The sequence below is a fragment of the Vibrio sp. PBL-C16 genome (assembly GCF_034321865.1).
Lineage (GTDB): Bacteria > Pseudomonadota > Gammaproteobacteria > Enterobacterales > Vibrionaceae > Vibrio > Vibrio alginolyticus.
On the sequence record NZ_JAXLNY010000002.1, the window covers coordinates 1 to 19,850 of the forward strand.

At 45.1% G+C, this 19,850-nt stretch carries 14 protein-coding genes and 4 tRNA genes; 15 read left to right on the forward strand and 3 right to left on the reverse strand.

What is annotated here, in order from left to right:
• Positions 1 to 663: 663 nt before the first annotated feature.
• Positions 664 to 2,004: a CDP-diacylglycerol--serine O-phosphatidyltransferase gene (pssA, locus tag UQW94_RS08190; protein ID WP_005388686.1), complete on the reverse strand. Its 1,341-nt coding sequence runs from the start codon at positions 2,002 to 2,004 to the stop codon at positions 664 to 666.
• A 71-nt stretch (positions 2,005 to 2,075) separates the two neighbouring features.
• On the reverse strand, positions 2,076 to 2,507 hold the full coding sequence (locus tag UQW94_RS08195) for a GNAT family N-acetyltransferase (protein WP_322142186.1): 432 nt from the start codon (positions 2,505 to 2,507) through the stop codon (positions 2,076 to 2,078).
• Between the two features lie 101 nt (positions 2,508 to 2,608).
• Here UQW94_RS08195 and murB point away from each other — a divergent pair, with 101 nt between their 5' ends.
• Together murB and birA are read left to right on the forward strand one after the other, a co-directional pair.
• Complete coding sequence (gene murB, locus UQW94_RS08200; protein ID WP_318109549.1) at positions 2,609 to 3,652, forward strand: UDP-N-acetylmuramate dehydrogenase; 1,044 nt, start codon at positions 2,609 to 2,611, stop codon at positions 3,650 to 3,652.
• Positions 3,649 to 4,614 (forward strand): bifunctional biotin--[acetyl-CoA-carboxylase] ligase/biotin operon repressor BirA, encoded by a 966-nt coding sequence (gene birA, locus UQW94_RS08205; protein WP_053306557.1) that lies wholly within the window; start codon positions 3,649 to 3,651, stop codon positions 4,612 to 4,614. Before murB ends, birA begins: the two co-directional genes overlap by 4 nt.
• Before the next feature lie 7 nt (positions 4,615 to 4,621).
• Here the strand turns inward: birA and coaA are convergent, their stop codons facing one another.
• Positions 4,622 to 5,545 carry a type I pantothenate kinase gene (coaA, locus tag UQW94_RS08210; RefSeq protein ID WP_005388683.1) on the reverse strand — a complete coding sequence of 308 codons (924 nt, stop codon included), beginning with the start codon at positions 5,543 to 5,545 and terminating at the stop codon, positions 4,622 to 4,624.
• 205 nt (positions 5,546 to 5,750) lie between these two features.
• Between coaA and UQW94_RS08215 the strand changes: the two genes are divergently transcribed.
• The 13 genes from UQW94_RS08215 (at position 5,751) to rpoC (ending at position 19,742) form a co-directional block, all read left to right on the forward strand.
• Positions 5,751 to 5,826 (forward strand) — tRNA-Thr (locus UQW94_RS08215).
• A 36-nt stretch (positions 5,827 to 5,862) separates the two neighbouring features.
• Positions 5,863 to 5,947 (forward strand) — tRNA-Tyr (locus tag UQW94_RS08220).
• Between the two features lie 35 nt (positions 5,948 to 5,982).
• Positions 5,983 to 6,057, forward strand: a tRNA-Gly gene (locus UQW94_RS08225).
• A 13-nt stretch (positions 6,058 to 6,070) separates the two neighbouring features.
• Positions 6,071 to 6,146: transfer RNA gene (locus UQW94_RS08230), tRNA-Thr, on the forward strand.
• A 102-nt stretch (positions 6,147 to 6,248) separates the two neighbouring features.
• Positions 6,249 to 7,433, forward strand: a complete 1,185-nt coding sequence (tuf, locus tag UQW94_RS08235; RefSeq protein WP_005381361.1) for an elongation factor Tu — start codon at positions 6,249 to 6,251, stop codon at positions 7,431 to 7,433.
• Between the two features lie 266 nt (positions 7,434 to 7,699).
• Positions 7,700 to 8,080 carry a preprotein translocase subunit SecE gene (gene secE / locus UQW94_RS08240; protein WP_005384680.1) on the forward strand — a complete coding sequence of 127 codons (381 nt, stop codon included), beginning with the start codon at positions 7,700 to 7,702 and terminating at the stop codon, positions 8,078 to 8,080.
• A 13-nt stretch (positions 8,081 to 8,093) separates the two neighbouring features.
• Complete coding sequence (gene nusG, locus UQW94_RS08245; protein ID WP_005384681.1) at positions 8,094 to 8,642, forward strand: transcription termination/antitermination protein NusG; 549 nt, start codon at positions 8,094 to 8,096, stop codon at positions 8,640 to 8,642.
• Positions 8,643 to 8,806: 164 nt separating this feature from the next.
• On the forward strand, positions 8,807 to 9,235 hold the full coding sequence (rplK, locus tag UQW94_RS08250) for a 50S ribosomal protein L11 (RefSeq protein ID WP_005384682.1): 429 nt from the start codon (positions 8,807 to 8,809) through the stop codon (positions 9,233 to 9,235).
• Between the two features lie 4 nt (positions 9,236 to 9,239).
• A complete protein-coding gene (rplA, locus tag UQW94_RS08255; RefSeq protein WP_005384683.1) occupies positions 9,240 to 9,941 on the forward strand; it encodes a 50S ribosomal protein L1 in 702 nt (233 codons plus the stop codon).
• 293 nt (positions 9,942 to 10,234) lie between these two features.
• Positions 10,235 to 10,729, forward strand: a complete 495-nt coding sequence (gene rplJ, locus UQW94_RS08260) for a 50S ribosomal protein L10 (protein ID WP_005382538.1) — start codon at positions 10,235 to 10,237, stop codon at positions 10,727 to 10,729.
• A gap of 57 nt (positions 10,730 to 10,786) precedes the next feature.
• Positions 10,787 to 11,155, forward strand: a complete 369-nt coding sequence (gene rplL / locus UQW94_RS08265; protein ID WP_005382540.1) for a 50S ribosomal protein L7/L12 — start codon at positions 10,787 to 10,789, stop codon at positions 11,153 to 11,155.
• A gap of 251 nt (positions 11,156 to 11,406) precedes the next feature.
• Positions 11,407 to 15,435: a DNA-directed RNA polymerase subunit beta gene (gene rpoB / locus UQW94_RS08270; protein WP_005384685.1), complete on the forward strand. Its 4,029-nt coding sequence runs from the start codon at positions 11,407 to 11,409 to the stop codon at positions 15,433 to 15,435.
• Positions 15,436 to 15,539: 104 nt separating this feature from the next.
• Positions 15,540 to 19,742, forward strand: coding sequence for a DNA-directed RNA polymerase subunit beta' (rpoC, locus tag UQW94_RS08275; RefSeq protein WP_005382514.1), 4,203 nt, complete (start codon positions 15,540 to 15,542; stop codon positions 19,740 to 19,742).
• Positions 19,743 to 19,850: the final 108 nt, after the last annotated feature.

Genomic DNA, 19,850 nt, shown 5'->3' on the forward strand with positions numbered 1-19,850 from the left:
AGCCTCAGTCGAAAGACTGAGGCTTTTTTCGTTTCTACTGCGACGTTTCCCTGAAGAGTGTTTATACACCTAACTAGACTATTTCACATAATCCCTACTAAGCGAACTCTGCGTAATTACACACTAGGCTCTAATAATATAGGCCGTTGATGCTGTGGAAAGGCAATATGACCTACAAACAAGCCTAAGTAATCTATGGTATTCAAAGGCGTTCAACGGCTTGAATCTTGATGAGAAAGAAAAAACGAACTGTGCGCATAATCCAGAAAAGCGTCATATATACCCCCAATCTCTCCTGGCTCAAAAATCAAACGACTTGAAAAGAATTGGAAGGTGAAAGATTGAAGGAGCTCTTCATTAGCGAGGTGATGATTTTCGACGCTGAACATTTGATGAGTCTCAGAAAAAATATATCGCCAAGGGGTAAGAAGCGCCAAAACAGAGAGGGGTAGCTTAGCTCGAGGCTGTAAGCTATGCGGAATACTCACAAACGTCAAAGCTCAAACCCATTAAGAGAGTCGCTCTAGATCTAAGTGGTTATGTGCTCACTAGCGGTACTAGAAAATAGTTAAGTATTCCAAATGGATTATATGAAAAAGCCAACTGCTAAAGCGGTTGGCTTAGTATAAAAATCTCGACGTACTTTAGAGCGAGAAATGATGTCTAAAGAATACGCTTTAAAACACCATCTGCCTTTAGGCGGGTAATTTTTCTGACCAGTCGCTGTACCCCTATAGGATAGTCTTCTACTTTCTCTAATTGCTTATAAGTACAGATAAGGTGAGTATGCTCAAGAATACGCGAAACTTCGTCTTCAAACTTCTCAGTGAGCTTCGCATAATTGTCTTGTATGAGTAGCCCATTTTCTAGGTCGAGTGACCAAGCACGTGGATTTAGGTTATTCCCAGTAAGTAGCATATAGCGTTTATCAACCCAAATACCCTTAAGGTGGAAGCTGTTATTGTCATGCTTCCATAGGTGAATTGACAATTTACGTGCGGCGATATTCGCTTCATTGGCTTTCGCAAAGCGACGCAAATTCACTTCGTAAAGATATGGAAGTCCGCCAATGGTTTTAAAGTCTTCCTCCGGTGCAATGTAAAAGTCGTTGGCGGTTTTATCACCCACAACAATAGTTACTTTCACACCACGCTTCATGGCTCGTTTCACTTCACGATGAAGTGCTTTAGGGAAGTTAAAGTAAGGCGTACAAATGAAAATTTCGTCTTGGGCTGCTGCCAATAACTTTACAATCTGTTGATTGAGCAGATTACGGCGTTTGCCTAGCCCAACTAACGGAGTGACTTTTACGCTTTCTTCTGTTGCAGCTTGGTCTTCAAACTTATAGTTGGCTTGAGCAAGAGAAGCCCTCAGTTGGCGAATCGCCGACTTTATTTCTTTGGTTTCTGGCTTATCTTTTCCTGCAAGATCATTAACGGCAGGGTGAGCAATCATTTCTTCCTGAATGAATTGCACCATTGAATTCGCTAAAGATTCATGTCGAATCACATGGTAACGATCAAATCGATAACGTTCATGATAATGGAGATAAACGTTATTTAAGCTCGCCCCACTGTAGATAACAGTATCATCGACAATGAAGCCTTTTAAATGCAGTACCCCAAAAACTTCTCTGCCACGCACTGGTATGCCATAGACAGGGATTGGGTGTTGGTACTTACTGGCATATGCTTTGTAAAGCGCTGAATTACCCTCAGATGTCTCCGCACCAATCAGGCCACGCTGCGCTCGATGCCAGTCGACACAGATATTGATGTCCAACCCAGGATTGCGCTGTTTCGCTTCATAAAGCGCAGTGAGAATTTCACGTCCAGCTTCATCATCTTCCAGATATAGAGCGACTAGGTAAATTCGCGACGTTGCTTTGCTGATAGCATCTAAAAGACGGGTTCTGAATGATTCTGCTGAATACAGAACATCAAAGTCTTCCGGATTGACAGCGAGACTTGGCAACTGTTCGAATGGATTCCTACTTACTATCATATCGGTATGAGTACCTTAGTTTAGTGCAATATTGCGAACCTGCCATTTTATCAAAGATATGATTTACCTGGCTACAAAAGCACGCGTTTTGATGTCGTTGAAGAGATGAATTGCATTGGAATGAGATCTTTACCGCTATCTACATAACGTTGAAATGCCATTTTTAGCGGGTGTGGTAGCTCAGAGCAATCAATTGTTGTGAATCCATGCTTGGAATAATAGGATTCGAGATGTGTAAACGCGAAGCAATAATCGCCATCAGTGAAAACATTGTTTTTACAATGAGTTAGTAGTTCTTTTCCAATCCCTGTTCCCCTAACTTTCGGAATGACCAACATTCCTGTCAATAGACGAACTTTATCTACACTTTTTAAACGTAGTAACGCAATGATTTCACCTTTATGGCTTGCTGTAATGATCAATTCATCTTTTTTGGCTCGACTCGCAGGGTAATACGCTTTGTATAGTTTCTTAATGAGGGGGAGCTTGATGGGATTTAACACTTCTATGATTAATGAGTCTGGTATTGTCACTGCGGTTAAAAGATAACTAATGTAGAATGTCGACAGTTTAAGAGAATCTTATCTGGTGTTGCAAACCTACTATGCAAATTAAAACAAATGCGAGCCTAAAGGCTTACCATACTTTTGGAATTGAACAATCGTGTTCCTATTTAGCTATCGTTGAGTCGCTCGAAGATGTTATTGAGCTATTTCAAAACCCAAGATTCACCCATTTACCGAAACTTTTTTTAGGTAAAGGAAGTAATGTTCTTTTTACAGAACATTTTGAGGGATTAGTGATTGTTAATCGAATCATGGGTAAAGAAGTCACGGAAACGGATGAGCACTACCTATTACATATTGCCGGTGGTGAAGATTGGCCTGAATTAGTTTCCTGGTGTGTGAATCAGGGGATCGGTGGGATCGAGAACTTAGCTTTGATTCCAGGTTGTGCTGGCTCGGCTCCTATTCAGAACATTGGTGCGTATGGCCTAGAGCTAAAAGACATCTGTGATTATGTAGATGTTCTTGATCTAACTACGTTTGAAAACAAAAGAATGCACGCCCAAGACTGTGAGTTTGCCTATAGGGATTCCATATTTAAACATGCGTTGCACGGAAAGTGCTTTATCACCGCATTAGGGCTTAAGTTGGCGAAGCAATGGCAGCCGATTAACCAGTACGGTCCTTTACAAAGTATCCCAGAAGAACAACTCAGCCCTGCTTCTATCTTCGAACGAGTATGCCAAGTGCGAAAGGCAAAACTGCCAGATCCAACCAAGATAGGTAACGCAGGTAGTTTCTTTAAAAACCCAGTGATCACGCAAGATCACTATGATCGACTCACAAAAAAATACCCTAACATAGTAGCCTACCCAGCTTCTGGAGGAATGAAAATTGCTGCTGGTTGGCTTATTGATCAGTGTGGATTAAAGGGGAAGTCTGTACATGGTGCGCAGGTCAACCCTATGCAAGCTTTGGTTTTGACCAACATAGATAATTGTAGTGCTGATGACATTGTCGCGCTTGCTTCTTTAGTGAAGCAGACAGTATGGGACAAATACCAAATCATACTTGAGCATGAAGTACGCTTTCTCAATCGTACCGGGGAGACCAATTTGACTCAGATCGAGGCATCTAGATGAGAAAAGATCACTCTACGAAACTTCATATTTTAAAGTTATTAAGTGATGGAGAGTTTCATTCAGGAGAAGCGTTGGGCGACGATCTTAATGTTTCCAGAGCGGCAATCGCTAAGCACATTAAAGGTCTTAGTGAATGGGGTATTGATATTTATCGAGTGCAAGGGCGCGGTTACCAATTAGCTTCACCATTGCAGTTGTTAGACGAGACACTCCTTACCACTAGCTCGGAGTCACTTGTTGAACTTGTCCCTGTGATTGACTCAACGAACCAGTATTTGCTCGACAGAGTCGCGGATTCGGAAAAGGGCCGTGTTTGTATTGCTGAATATCAAGCGCAAGGTCGTGGTCGCCGCGGTAGACAATGGGTCTCACCGTTTGGCTCTAACTTATATCTCTCTATGTATTGGCGACTGGATGCGGGAATGGCTGCGGCAATGGGCTTGAGCTTGGTTATTGGGATTGCCGCAGTGGAAGCTCTGGAAGAAGTAGGCATGCAAGGTGTTAAACTCAAGTGGCCGAATGACTTGTATTATCAAGATAAAAAACTGGCCGGAATCTTGGTTGAAATGTCGGGTCAGGCCGGTGGGGCTGCTCATCTAGTGATTGGGATGGGCCTGAATATTGGAATGCCTGACGACCAGCCTGAGATTGACCAGCCATGGACCACGTTGAACCAAGTAAATCAGAGTCTCAAGATCGATAGAAATGTTCTAGCAATGACTCTTATTAAGCATTGGAATTCCGCACTTGTCGAATATGAAATGAAAGGACTTACTGGCTTTATCGGACGTTGGAATCGGTTAGACAATTTCCTTAATCGTCAGGTCAAACTGCTTATTGGGCCTAGAGAGGTACATGGCGTCGTTCGAGGCATCGATCATCAAGGTGGAATATTAATCGAAACCTCCCAAGGACTAGAGACTTATATTGGTGGTGAAATCTCGTTGCGTAAAAGTGACTAAGCTTCGATTACTTTCGCAACGAGACTTTATCAACCAAGTGGTTAACGCCTTTGTGTAGAATCAAGTGGGCTCTCTCACGAGTTGGAAGAATATTCAATTCTAAATTGAGCCCATTAATATCATGCCAAATTTGCTTTGCTTTTTTCTTTGCGTCATCGACAGAGAGTTGTGTGTAGTGGCTAAAATAAGAGCCTGGTTTCGTAAAGGCCCCTTGGCGAAACTTTAAAAAGCGTTCTACGTACCAATGTTCAATGGTCTCTGTTTCTGCGTCGACATAAATTGAAAAATCTAAAAAGTCAGATACAAAGACACGATGCGGGTCATGTGGATAGTCCATTCCACTTTGCAGAACGTTTAAACCTTCAATAATAAGAACATCCGGTCTATCCACTTTTCTTAGTTCATCAGTAATGTCATACGTGATGTGAGAGTAAATGGGTACTTCAAGATCGGGCTTTCCTGCCTTTACGTCAGACATGAACTCGACTAAACGCTTGATATCATAGGATTCAGGGAAGCCTTTACGATGCATGATACCGCGTTCTTCTAGTACTTTTTTCGGATATAGGAAGCCATCTGTTGTAACCAAGGAGACTTTGGGATGATTCTCCCAACGAGAAAGCAATGCCGTTAGAATACGAGCAGTCGTACTTTTGCCTACAGCAACACTGCCAGCGATACCAATTACGAAAGGGGGAGCATGTTCCTCTGTATTTAAGAATTGTTGTAATACGGAATTGCGGCTTTGACGAGCTTGGACATACAGATTCAAAAGACGAGACAAAGGAAGGTAGATCTCTACCGCTTCCTCCATGGTTAGGTTTTCATTAATGCCCTGAAGCGCAGTCAAGTCGTCTTCAGAAAGTGTCATCGGTACAGAGTTTCTTAACTCGGCCCAATTTGCACGGTCAAATGACAAAAATGGACTCATGGGTCTCTTTTATCCTTGGTTTAATAGAAGCAAGAACATACATCAAGCGAACTTCAAAGCAAACGACAAAGGTCGAAGTTTGCTTTAAAAAAGCTAAGTTTGTACGAATTTGCAGCAAACGAATCTAAAAAATCGAAATTTATGATTTTTTTTCAAATTACTATTGCAACCTAGAAAATCATTCAATAGAATGCGCACCACTTATGCCGACTTAGCTCAGTAGGTAGAGCAACTGACTTGTAATCAGTAGGTCACCAGTTCGATTCCGGTAGTCGGCACCATTCTTTCCTTTAGTAGTCTGAATGGCTTGAAAATTTGGAGGGGTTCCCGAGTGGCCAAAGGGAGCAGACTGTAAATCTGCCGGCACTGCCTTCGATGGTTCGAATCCGTCCCCCTCCACCATATTCTTTAGGAAATAGCTCTCAGAGTTACGTGTTGCGGGCATCGTATAATGGCTATTACCTCAGCCTTCCAAGCTGATGATGCGGGTTCGATTCCCGCTGCCCGCTCCACTCTAATTTGAGTGCTGATATAGCTCAGGTGGTAGAGCGCATCCTTGGTAAGGATGAGGTCGGCAGTTCGAGTCTGCCTATCAGCACCAGCTCTCAAGTTTATTTCCTTTTGATATTAGATTTACCAATTATCTTTTTTTGGTTGCGTGGTCAATTTGGGCCACCTAAATCCGTACCTAGAGGGACCACTCATGTCTAAAGAAAAATTTGAACGTACGAAACCGCACGTTAACGTTGGTACTATCGGCCACGTTGACCACGGTAAAACAACTCTAACTGCAGCTATCTGTACTACTCTTGCTAAAGTTTACGGCGGTGTAGCTAAAGACTTCGCATCTATCGATAACGCTCCAGAAGAGCGTGAGCGCGGTATCACAATCGCAACTTCTCACGTTGAGTACGACACTCCATCACGCCACTACGCACACGTTGACTGTCCAGGACACGCTGACTATGTTAAAAACATGATCACTGGTGCTGCACAGATGGACGGTGGTATCCTAGTTGTTGCTGCGACAGATGGCCCAATGCCACAAACTCGTGAGCACATCCTACTAGGCCGTCAGGTTGGTATCCCATACATCATCGTATTCATGAACAAATGTGACATGGTTGACGATGAAGAGCTACTAGAACTAGTAGAAATGGAAGTTCGTGAACTTCTATCTGAATACGATTTCCCAGGTGATGACCTACCAGTTATCCAAGGTTCTGCACTAGGCGCACTAAACGGCGAAGAGCAGTGGGAAGCGAAAATCGTTGAACTAGCAGAAGCTCTAGATACTTACATCCCTGAGCCAGAGCGTGCGGTAGATCAGCCATTCCTAATGCCTATCGAAGACGTATTCTCAATCCAAGGTCGTGGTACAGTAGTAACTGGCCGTATCGAGCGTGGTATCCTAACTGTAGGTGACGAAGTTGCTATCGTAGGTATCAAAGACACTACTACAACTACATGTACTGGTGTTGAGATGTTCCGTAAGCTTCTAGACGAAGGCCGTGCAGGTGAGAACGTTGGTGCACTTCTACGTGGTACTAAGCGTGACGAAGTTGAACGTGGTCAAGTACTAGCTAAGCCTGGTTCAATCACTCCACACACTAAGTTCGAATCAGAAGTATACGTACTGTCTAAAGATGAAGGTGGTCGTCACACTCCATTCTTCAAAGGCTACCGTCCACAGTTCTACTTCCGTACAACTGACGTAACTGGTGACATCCAGCTACCAGACGGCGTAGAAATGGTAATGCCAGGCGACAACGTACAGATGACTGTAGAGCTAATCGCACCAATCGCAATGGACGAAGGTCTACGTTTCGCGATCCGTGAAGGTGGCCGTACAGTAGGTGCTGGTGTTGTTGCTAAGATCTTCGACTAATTCATAGCGAATTAGCGATGCTTTCGGAAAATCTTGAATTAGATTTGACGAACCAGTAGCAAAAAGGGCATCATTTGATGCCCTTTTTCTGCACTCAACATTATTTTTGCTGTTTTCTTGTTCAGAAGTGGGTTGGGCGCAGAGCAAGATTAAGCAAAGAGGCTTAATCTTAAGAAGAGTACGCTGATTTTTTCAGCGATATGGAGTTTGCCCTGCAACAGCGGGGTTGTTGTCGTCTATATTAAGACTTGTAACAGGTTGGTTTTATGAAAGCAAATAATGCTGAAACTCCTGATAGCTCAAACGCAGCAGATACGTTTAAGTGGGTAGCCGCTTTCGTATTGGCAGCTGCCGCTGTTGTGGGTAATTACCTGTATGGTGAAATGTCTGTAGTGGTTCGTGCTGCAGGCGTTGTTGTTCTTATTGCAGCTGCCTTAGGCGTTGCAGCAACAACGACTAAAGGTAAAGCAGCGATCAGTTTTGCAAAAGAATCTCGTATGGAAGTACGTAAAGTTGTTTGGCCTACTCGCCAAGAAACCATGCAAACAACACTGATCGTTTTAGCTGTAAGTATTGTAATGGCTCTAGTGCTATGGGGTATTGACGGAATTATGGTTCGTCTAGTAGCTCTAGCAACTGGGGTATAGAGGGTTTTTATTCATGAGTGAAGCTCCAAAAAAACGCTGGTATGTGGTTCAAGCCTTCTCTGGATTTGAAGGTCGTGTAGCTCAATCTCTGCGCGAGCATATCAAAATGCACGGCATGGAAGAGCTATTCGGTGAAGTACTGGTTCCTACTGAAGAAGTAGTGGAAATGCGCGCGGGTCAGCGTCGCAAATCTGAGCGTAAGTTCTTCCCAGGTTACGTCCTTGTTCAGATGATTATGAACGATGAATCATGGCACCTAGTACGCAGTGTGCCGCGTGTCATGGGCTTCATTGGTGGTACCTCAGACCGTCCGGCACCTATCACGGATAAAGAGGCTGACGCGATTCTTAATCGTCTTGAGAAAGCGAGTGAAGCGCCTCGTCCGCGTACAATGTACGAAGCGGGTGAAGTGGTACGTGTTAACGAAGGTCCATTTGCTGATTTCAACGGTACTGTTGAAGAAGTGGATTACGAGAAGAGCCGCCTGAAAGTGTCTGTATCGATCTTTGGTCGTGCGACACCAGTTGAGCTTGAATTTGGTCAGGTTGAAAAGCTGGACTAAGACTCTTCGTTAAAGAGTATAAAAAATCACCTTTTTAGGGTTGTATAAGGCGCGGATTATGACTATAATTTCGCGCCTTTTTACTTCAAGTGAAGTAAAAAGTTTCTTACACAAACGGGGAGCTGATCCGCGATTAGCGTTTGTACCCAAACTTAGGAATTATCATGGCTAAGAAAGTTGAAGCTTACATCAAGCTACAAGTTGCTGCTGGTATGGCTAACCCTAGTCCACCAGTAGGTCCTGCACTAGGTCAACACGGTGTGAACATCATGGAATTCTGTAAAGCGTTCAACGCAAAAACAGAATCTATTGAGAAAGGTCTACCAACTCCAGTAGTTATCACAGTATACAGCGACCGTTCTTTCACGTTCGTAACTAAGACTCCACCTGCTGCTGTTCTTCTTAAGAAAGCTGCTGGCGTTAAGTCTGGTTCAGGTCGTCCAAACACTGAAAAAGTTGGTACTGTAACGGACGCTCAAATCCAAGAAATCGCAGAAACTAAAGCTGCTGATATGACTGGTGCTGACATCGAAGCGATGAAGCGTTCTATCGCTGGTACTGCTCGTTCAATGGGCCTAGTGGTAGAGGGTTAATAAGATGGCAAAACTAACTAAGCGCATGCGCGTAATCCGCGAAAAAGTTGACGTAACTAAAGAATACGAAATCAACGAAGCTGTTGCTCTTCTTCAAGAACTAGCGACTGCTAAATTCGTTGAGTCTGTAGACGTTGCTGTTAACCTAGGCATTGATGCTCGTAAATCTGACCAGAACGTACGTGGTGCAACTGTACTACCTCACGGTACTGGCCGCGAAATCCGCGTTGCAGTGTTCACTCAAGGTGCTAACGCTGAAGCAGCTAAAGAAGCTGGCGCAGACATCGTAGGTATGGAAGATCTTGCTGAGCAAGTTAAGAAAGGCGAAATGAACTTTGACGTAGTTGTTGCTTCTCCAGATGCAATGCGCGTTGTAGGTCAACTAGGTACTATCCTAGGTCCTCGCGGTCTTATGCCAAACCCTAAAGTTGGTACTGTAACTCCTAACGTTGCTGAAGCAGTTAAAAACGCTAAAGCTGGTCAGGTTCGTTACCGTAACGACAAAAACGGCATCATCCACACTACTATCGGTAAAGCAAACTTCTCTGCTGAGCAGATCAAAGAGAACCTAGAAGCACTTCTAGTTGCTCTGAAGAAAGCTAAGCCATCTTCAGCGAAAGGTACTTTCCTGAAGAAAGTAAGCATCTCTACTACTATGGGTGCTGGTGTTGCTGTTGATCAGGCTAGCCTGAACACTCAAGCATAATTTATTTGCTTAGGCGCAAAATTAGTGTATAATTTTGCGCCTAATATTTGTGGTTGGGGCTGAACTTTGGTTCTTTGAACTGTCTCCTAGTTCGAAATGAATTAAGACCCAGTCTCCGTCCAAGACCGTAGGTGTTTGTGCAAAAGCAAACTTAATTATCCTACGTAGATGGTGCCCGAACTGACAGAAAGCTCTATGTAATATAGTTAACTTTCTTCTGGGGAAGCACCTCAATAGCTCTCACTGTCGTGATGATAGTGAGTGGTGTAACGACAACCAGGAGTAAATCCAAGATGGCTTTAAACCTTCAAGACAAAAAAGCAATTGTTGCTGAAGTCAACGAAGCTGCCAGTGGTGCACTTTCTGCAGTTGTAGCTGATTCTCGTGGCGTTCAAGTTGGCGCGATGACTTCTCTACGTAAACAAGCTCGTGAAGCTGGCGTTTACATGAGAGTTGTTCGTAACACTCTTGCTCGTCGTGCGGTTGAAGGTACTGAGTACGAGTGTCTAACTGACACTTTCACTGGTCCTACTCTAATCGCATTCTCTAATGAGCACCCAGGTGCTGCAGCGCGTCTTTTCAAAGACTTCGCTAAAGAGAACAAAGATTTCGAGATCAAAGCTGCTGCATTTGAAGGCGCTTTAACTGACGCTGAAGTACTAGCAACACTACCAACTTACGACGAAGCAATTGCACGCCTAATGATGTGCATGAAAGAAGCTTCGGCTGGCAAGCTGGCGCGTACTATCGCAGCTATCCGCGATCAAAAACAAGAAGCAGCGGCATAAGCCTTGCTTTTTACTGGTTGCTTAATAAACTTATTGTTGACTTAAAAGAGAATTGTTATGTCTATTACTAACGAGCAAATCCTAGACGCAGTTGCAGAAATGTCTGTAATGCAAGTTGTTGAACTAATCGAAGCAATGGAAGAGAAATTCGGTGTTTCTGCTGCTGCTGCTGTTGTAGCTGGCGGCGCTGCTGCAGGCGAAGCTGCTGCTGAGCAAACTGAATTCGACGTAATCCTAGAAGCTGCTGGCGGTAACAAAGTTGCTGTAATCAAAGCAGTACGTGGCGCAACTGGCCTAGGTCTTAAAGAAGCTAAAGCTCTAGTAGACGGCGCTCCAGCACCTCTTAAAGAAGGTGTTGAGAAAGCAGAAGCTGAAGCTCTTAAAGCTCAGCTAGAAGAAGCTGGTGCAACTGTTGCTGTTAAGTAATTATTGCATAGTTTCTTAGCCTAACGGCTAATTGGCTGGTGGTTTTTTAACCACCGGCCTTTTTGCGCTGTAGGGTATAGGCGAATTTTCCCGCTGTTTAAGCGCCTGATATCCATGCAAAAAACATTTCATTCTTACGAAATGAAATGTCACTACAGTAAACAGCTATATTAGTCACTGTCCCTTACCCCCTTAAGTAACTAGGAGCGGGCGGACAGTTTGGGTCACTTATCAGCGAGCTGAGGAACCCCATGGTTTACTCTTATACCGAGAAAAAGCGCATCCGTAAGGACTTTGGTACTCGTCCACAAGTTTTGGACATTCCATACCTGCTATCGATCCAGCTCGATTCGTTCGACAAATTTATCGAACAGGATCCTGAAGGTCAATACGGTCTTGAAGCCGCTTTCCGTTCTGTATTCCCGATTCAGAGCTACAACGGCAATTCTGAGCTGCAATACGTTAGCTACCGTCTTGGTGAGCCAGTTTTTGACGTTAAAGAATGTCAAATCCGCGGTGTAACTTACTCAAAGCCACTACGTGTAAAACTACGCCTAGTTATCTTTGATAAAGACGCGCCAGCAGGTACTGTAAAAGACATTAAAGAACAAGAAGTCTACATGGGTGAAATTCCACTCATGACAGACAATGGTACCTTCGTAATCAACGGTACCGAGAGGGTTATCGTATCCCAGCTGCACCGAAGCCCAGGCGTGTTCTTCGACAGCGATAAGGGTAAGACCCACTCTTCAGGTAAAGTTTTATACAACGCACGTGTTATTCCTTACCGTGGTTCATGGCTTGATTTCGAGTTTGATCCTAAGGATAACTTGTACGTTCGTATCGACCGCCGTCGTAAGCTACCAGCATCGATCATCCTTCGTGCACTAGGTAAGTCGACAGAAGAAATCCTAGATATCTTCTTCGAGAAAGTGAACTTCGAAGTGAAAGACCAAACTCTATTGATGGAGTTGGTTCCTGATCGTCTACGTGGTGAAACTGCGTCATTCGACATCGAAGCAAATGGTAAAGTTTACGTTGAGCAAGGTCGTCGCGTAACAGCTCGTCATATCCGCCAACTAGAAAAAGATGGTGTTGATCACATCGAAGTACCAGTTGAGTACATCGTAGGTAAAGTTGCATCAAAAGATTACATCAATGAAGCAACAGGCGAGATCATTGTTAACGCTAACCAGGAAATCAGCCTGGAAGCACTAGCGAACCTATCTCAGGCTGGCCACAAAGCGCTAGAAGTTCTATTCACGAACGATCTAGACCACGGTCCATTCATGTCAGAAACACTACGTATCGACAGCACGGTTGATCGTATTTCTGCATTGGTAGAAATCTACCGCATGATGCGCCCTGGTGAGCCGCCAACAAAAGAAGCTGCAGAAGCTCTATTCGAAAGCCTATTCTTCTCTGAAGAGCGTTACGATCTATCGACTGTTGGTCGTATGAAGTTCAACAGCTCTATCGGCCGTGAAGATGCTCAAGAGCAAGGCACACTTGATGAAACTGATATCATCGAAGTGATGAAGAAGCTGATCGCGATCCGTAACGGTAAGGGCGAAGTGGACGATATCGACCACCTAGGCAACCGTCGTATCCGTTCTGTAGGCGAAATGGCTGAGAACCAGTTCCGTGTAGGTCTAGTACGTGTTGAGCGTGCAGTTAAAGAGCGTCTAAGCCTAGGCGATCTTGACGCAATCATGCCTCAAGACTTGATCAACGCGAAGCCAATTTCTGCGGCAGTTAAAGAATTCTTTGGCTCTTCACAGCTTTCACAGTTCATGGACCAAAACAACCCGCTATCAGAAGTAACGCACAAGCGTCGTATTTCTGCATTGGGTCCTGGCGGTCTAACTCGTGAACGTGCTGGCTTCGAAGTACGTGACGTACACGTAACTCACTACGGTCGTCTATGTCCTATCGAAACGCCTGAAGGTCCAAACATCGGTCTGATCAACTCTCTATCTGCGTTTGCGCGTTGTAACGAGTACGGTTTCCTAGAGACACCATACCGTCGCGTTGTAGATGGCGTAGTAACAGACGAAGTAGATTACCTATCTGCAATCGAAGAAGGCCAATTCGTTATCGCACAGGCGAACGCTAAGCTAAACGAAGATGGTACTTTTGCAGATGAGCTGATCACAGCTCGTCAGAAAGGTGAATCTGGTCTACACCCTCGTGAGCACGCTCAGTACATGGACGTTGCGACAAACCAGGTTGTATCTATCGCTGCATCGCTTATCCCGTTCCTAGAACACGATGATGCGAACCGTGCATTGATGGGTGCGAACATGCAACGTCAGGCAGTTCCAACACTGAAAGCTGACAAACCGCTTGTTGGTACTGGTATTGAACGTAACGTAGCAGTTGACTCAGGTGTAACTGCAGTTGCTAAACGTGGTGGTGTAATCCAGTCAGTAGATGCTTCTCGTATCGTTGTTAAAGTTAACGAAGAAGAGCTAGTACCAGGTGAAGCTGGTATCGACATCTACAACCTGACTAAATACACACGTTCTAACCAGAACACATGTATTAACCAGCGCCCATGTGTGATGCCAGGTGAGCCTGTATCACGCGGTGACGTTCTTGCTGATGGTCCTTCAACAGACCTTGGTGAACTAGCGCTTGGTCAAAACATGCGTATCGCGTTCATGCCTTGGAACGGTTACAACTTCGAAGACTCGATCTTAGTATCTGAGCGCGTAGTTCAAGAAGACCGTTTCACGACTATCCACATCCAAGAACTGACTTGTGTGGCGCGTGATACTAAGCTTGGTTCTGAAGAGATCACAGCGGATATTCCAAACGTAGGTGAGTCTGCTCTGTCTAAACTAGACGAGTCGGGTATCGTTTACATCGGTGCTGAAGTTAAGGGTGGCGACATCCTAGTTGGTAAAGTTACACCTAAAGGTGAAACTCAGCTAACGCCTGAAGAGAAGCTACTACGTGCAATCTTCGGTGAAAAAGCATCTGACGTTAAAGATACTTCACTACGTGTACCTAACTCTGTATCAGGTACGATCATCGACGTTCAAGTCTTTACTCGCGATGGCGTAGAGAAAGACAAGCGTGCGCTTGAAATCGAACAGATGCAGCTTAAAGAAGCGAAGAAAGACCTAACTGAAGAATTCCAGATTCTTGAGGGCGGCCTTCTAAACCGTGTTAAAGCTGTATTGATTGAAGGCGGTTACTCTGAAGCGAAACTAGACACAACTGATCGTAAGAAGTGGCTAGAACTAACGCTAGAAGATGACGCACTACAAACTCAGCTTGAGCAACTTGCTGAGCAGTGGGATGAGCTAAAAGCCGACTTTGATAAGAAGTTCGAAACTAAGCGTCGTAAGATCACTCAAGGTGATGATTTAGCACCTGGTGTACTGAAGATCGTTAAGGTTTACCTAGCGGTTAAACGTCGCATTCAGCCTGGTGATAAGATGGCGGGTCGTCACGGTAACAAGGGTGTAATCTCTAAGATCAACCCTGTTGAAGACATGCCATACGATGAGAAAGGTCAGCCTGTAGACATCGTACTTAACCCACTGGGTGTACCTTCGCGTATGAACATCGGTCAGATCCTAGAAGTACACTTAGGTCTGGCAGCGAAAGGTATCGGTGACAAGATCAACCAGATGGTTAAAGAGCAGCAAGAACTAGCGAAATTCCGCGAGTTCCTACAAAAAGTTTACGATCTAGGCGACACTCGCCAGAAAGTAGACATTGCTTCTCTATCTGATGATGAAGTACGTACTCTGATCAAGAACTTGCGTGGCGGTCTACCAATCGCGACTCCTGTATTTGATGGCGCTCCAGAAGAGTCAATCAAAGCACTTCTTGAGCTAGCAGATCTACCAACATCAGGTCAGTTAACACTGTTTGATGGTCGCACAGGTGATGCGTTTGAGCGTCCTGTAACTGTTGGTTACATGTACATGCTGAAACTGAACCACCTTGTTGATGACAAGATGCACGCTCGTTCAACTGGTTCGTACAGCCTAGTAACTCAGCAACCACTAGGTGGTAAAGCTCAGTTCGGTGGTCAGCGTTTCGGTGAGATGGAAGTATGGGCACTAGAAGCATACGGTGCTGCTTACACGCTACAAGAAATGCTAACGGTTAAGTCGGATGACGTTAACGGCCGTACTAAGATGTACAAGAACATCGTAGACGGTAACCACAGCATGGAACCTGGCATGCCAGAATCGTTCAACGTACTGTTGAAAGAGATCCGCTCGCTAGGTATCAACATCGAGCTAGAAGACGAAGAGTAATCCTTTTCTCTCTTGATGAAAGTCGAGAGAATCAAAGCGATTATTTGGAAGAAGGTGCTCACTTTAGCGAGTGAGCTCCTTTTAACTCCTTACAGGAGCTGATTGTGAAAGACTTATTAAACTTTCTAAAAGCACAGCATAAGACCGAAGAATTTGATGCAATCAAAATCGGTCTATCTTCACCAGACATGATCCGTTCATGGTCTTTCGGTGAAGTTAAAAAACCTGAAACGATCAACTATCGTACGTTCAAACCTGAACGCGATGGTCTGTTCTGTGCGCGTATCTTTGGTCCAGTTAAAGACTACGAATGTCTTTGTGGTAAGTACAAGCGCCTGAAGCACCGTGGTGTTATCTGTGAGAAGTGTGGTGTAGAAGTTACACAAACTAAAGTTCGTCGTGACCGTATGGGCCACATTGAACTGGCTTCACCAGTAGCTCACATCTGGTTCCTAAAATCGCTACCGTCTCGTATCGGTCTACTAATGGATATCCCTCTACGTGATATCGAACGCGTTCTGTACTTCGAAATGTACGTAGTAACAGAGCCTGGTATGACTGATCTAGAAAAAGGTCAGATGCTTACTGAAGAAGAGTATCTAGATCGTCTAGAAGAGTGGGGCGACGAGTTCACTGCTAAGATGGGTGCGGAAGCTATCAAGGACCTACTAGGTTCTATGGATATGCACGCTGAAGCAGAACAAATGCGTGAAGAGTTAGAGACAACAAACTCTGAAACTAAGCGTAAGAAAGTAACTAAGCGTCTTAAGCTGGTAGAAGCGTTCATCGCATCGGGTAACAACCCTGAGTGGATGATCCTAACTGTACTTCCAGTACTTCCGCCAGATCTACGTCCTCTAGTACCTCTAGATGGCGGCCGCTTTGCGACTTCTGATCTTAACGATCTATACCGTCGTGTGATCAACCGTAACAACCGTTTGAAGCGTCTTCTAGAGCTAGCGGCTCCGGACATCATCGTACGTAACGAAAAACGTATGCTGCAAGAGTCTGTTGATGCGCTACTAGATAACGGTCGTCGTGGTCGTGCGATCACAGGTTCTAACAAGCGTCCTCTGAAATCTCTTGCTGATATGATCAAGGGTAAACAAGGTCGTTTCCGTCAGAACCTTCTAGGTAAACGTGTAGACTACTCTGGCCGTTCTGTAATCACAGTAGGTCCATACCTGCGTCTACACCAGTGTGGTCTTCCTAAGAAGATGGCACTTGAGCTATTCAAACCATTCATCTACAGCAAGCTAGAGACTCGTGGTCTTGCGACTACAATCAAAGCTGCTAAGAAAATGGTAGAGCGTGAAGAAGCGGTCGTTTGGGATATCCTAGACGAAGTAATCCGTGAACACCCAGTACTATTGAACCGTGCACCGACACTTCACCGTCTAGGTATCCAGGCGTTCGAACCAGTACTGATCGAAGGTAAAGCGATTCAGCTACACCCACTTGTTTGTGCGGCGTACAACGCGGACTTCGATGGTGACCAAATGGCGGTTCACGTACCTCTAACTCTAGAGGCACAACTTGAAGCTCGTACTCTGATGATGTCGACAAACAACATTCTGTCGCCAGCGTCAGGTGATCCGATCATCGTACCTTCTCAGGACGTTGTATTGGGTCTGTACTACATGACTCGTGAAAAGATCAACGTGAAAGGTGAAGGCATGTACCTTTCTGGCCCAGAAGAGGCTGAGAAAGCATACCGCACTAAACAAGCTGAGCTTCACGCACGCGTTAAAGTACGAATTACAGAAACTGTTGTAGACGAAGACGGCAACAGCACTACAGAAACCAAGATGGTAGACACCACTGTTGGTCGTGCAATGCTATGGCAAATCGTGCCAGCTGGTCTACCGTACAGCATCGTTAACCAAAAGCTAGGTAAGAAGCAAATCTCTAACCTACTTAACGAGGCGTACCGTAAACTAGGTCTGAAAGACACAGTAATCTTCGCTGACCAAATCATGTACACAGGTTTCGCATACGCGGCACTTTCTGGTGTATCTGTTGGTATCGACGATATGGTTGTACCAGCAGCTAAGTACACTGAAATCGCAGAAGCGGAAGAAGAAGTACGTGAAATCCAGGAACAGTACCAATCAGGTCTTGTTACTGCGGGCGAACGCTACAACAAAGTTATCGATATCTGGGCATCGACCAACGACCGTGTTGCGAAAGCAATGATGGAAAACCTTTCATCTGAAACGGTAGTTAACCGTGACGGTGAAGAGGAACAGCAAGAGTCATTCAACAGCATCTATATGATGGCGGACTCGGGCGCTCGTGGTTCTGCAGCACAGATTCGTCAGCTTGCGGGTATGCGTGGTCTGATGGCGCGTCCAGATGGTTCAATCATCGAAACGCCGATCACAGCGAACTTTAAAGAAGGTCTAAACGTACTTCAGTACTTTATCTCAACGCACGGTGCTCGTAAGGGTCTTGCGGATACGGCACTGAAAACAGCGAACTCGGGTTACCTAACTCGTCGTCTAGTAGACGTTGCTCAAGACGTTGTTGTAACTGAACATGACTGTGGCACTCACGAAGGTGTCGACATGATGCCTCACATCGAGGGTGGTGATGTTAAAGTTGCACTTTCTGAGCTTGCTCTTGGTCGTGTTGTTGCTGAAGACGTACTAAAACCTGGCACTGAAGACGTTCTTATTCCACGTAACACCCTGATCGATGAGAAGTGGTGTCAAATCATGGAAGAGAACTCAGTAGACAGCATGAAAGTGCGCTCTGTAGTAACGTGTGATTCTGACTTCGGTTGTTGTGCACAATGTTACGGTCGTGACCTAGCACGTGGTCACCTAGTGAACCAAGGTGAAGCAGTGGGTGTTATTGCTGCTCAGTCTATCGGTGAGCCAGGTACACAGCTAACGATGCGTACGTTCCACATCGGTGGTGCGGCATCGACAGCAGCGGCAGAGAACAGTGTTCAAGTTAAGAACAACGGTTCTATCAAGCTACACAACGCTAAATCTGTATTGGCTGATGACGGTAAGATCGTTATCACTTCTCGTGCGACAGAGTTAACTATCGTTGATGAGTTTGGTCGTACTAAAGAGAAGCACAAACTGCCTTACGGTACGCTACTAAGCAAAGGCGATGGTGATACAGTTCAAGCTGGCGAAACAGTTGCAAACTGGGAAGCGCACACACTACCTATCATTACTGAGGTAGCAGGTCGCATCCAGTTCGTAGATATGATCGACGGCGTAACAGTATCTCGTCAAACGGATGACTTAACTGGTCTATCTTCAAGCGAAGTAACTGACCCAGCAGCTCGTCCTTCAGCAGGTAAAGATATGCGTCCAGCTATCAAACTTGTTGACGAGCAAGGTAACGATGTAATGATCCCTGGTACTGATATGCCAGCTCACTACTTCCTACCTGGTAAAGCGATTGTGAACATCGAAGATGGCGCAGCAGTAGGTGTTGGTGCAACACTAGCACGTATTCCTCAGAAGTCTGGCGGTAACAAAGATATCACCGGTGGTCTTCCACGAGTTGCTGACCTATTTGAAGCACGTAAGCCGAAAGAGCCTGCAATCCTTGCTGAGCACACAGGTACTGTGAGCTTTGGTAAAGAGACGAAAGGTAAACGTCGCCTAGTGATCACACGTGAAAGCGGTGAAGCTTACGAAGAGATGATTCCTAAGCATCGTCAGTTGAACGTATTCGAAGGTGAAAAAGTTGAACGTGGTGACGTGATCGCAGATGGTCCAGAGTCTCCACATGACATCCTACGTCTACGTGGCGTACACGCGGTAACGCAGTACATTGCTAACGAAGTACAGGAAGTTTACCGTCTACAAGGCGTTAAGATTAACGATAAGCACATTGAAACTATCGTTCGTCAGATGCTACGTAAGTGTACTATTACTCACTCTGGTGACTCTGAGTTCCTACCTGGTGAGCAGATTGAATACTCACAAGTTAAGATTGCTAACCGTAACCTAGAAGCTGAAGGCAAAGAGCCTGCACGTTTCGAACGTGAACTACTAGGTATTACTAAAGCATCTCTAGCGACTGAGTCGTTCATCTCTGCGGCATCGTTCCAGGAGACAACTCGCGTACTAACGGAAGCTGCGGTTTCTGGTAAGCGTGATGACCTACGTGGTCTGAAAGAGAACGTAATTGTTGGTCGTCTGATCCCAGCTGGTACTGGTTTCGCATACCACCAAGAGCGTCAAGCTAAACGTTCTGAAGCGCAAGATGGTCCTTCTGCTGAGCAAGCAACGGATAACCTAGCGGCACTTCTAAACGCTGGTTTCTCTTCTGAAGAGTAAGTCTTATAACGAGTAATCGTTAAAAGCTTAAGAAAAAGGCACCTTCGGGTGCCTTTTTAGTTTTTATACTACTTTGTTCTTCCGGTGGGATTTTCGATAAAGCTAGAA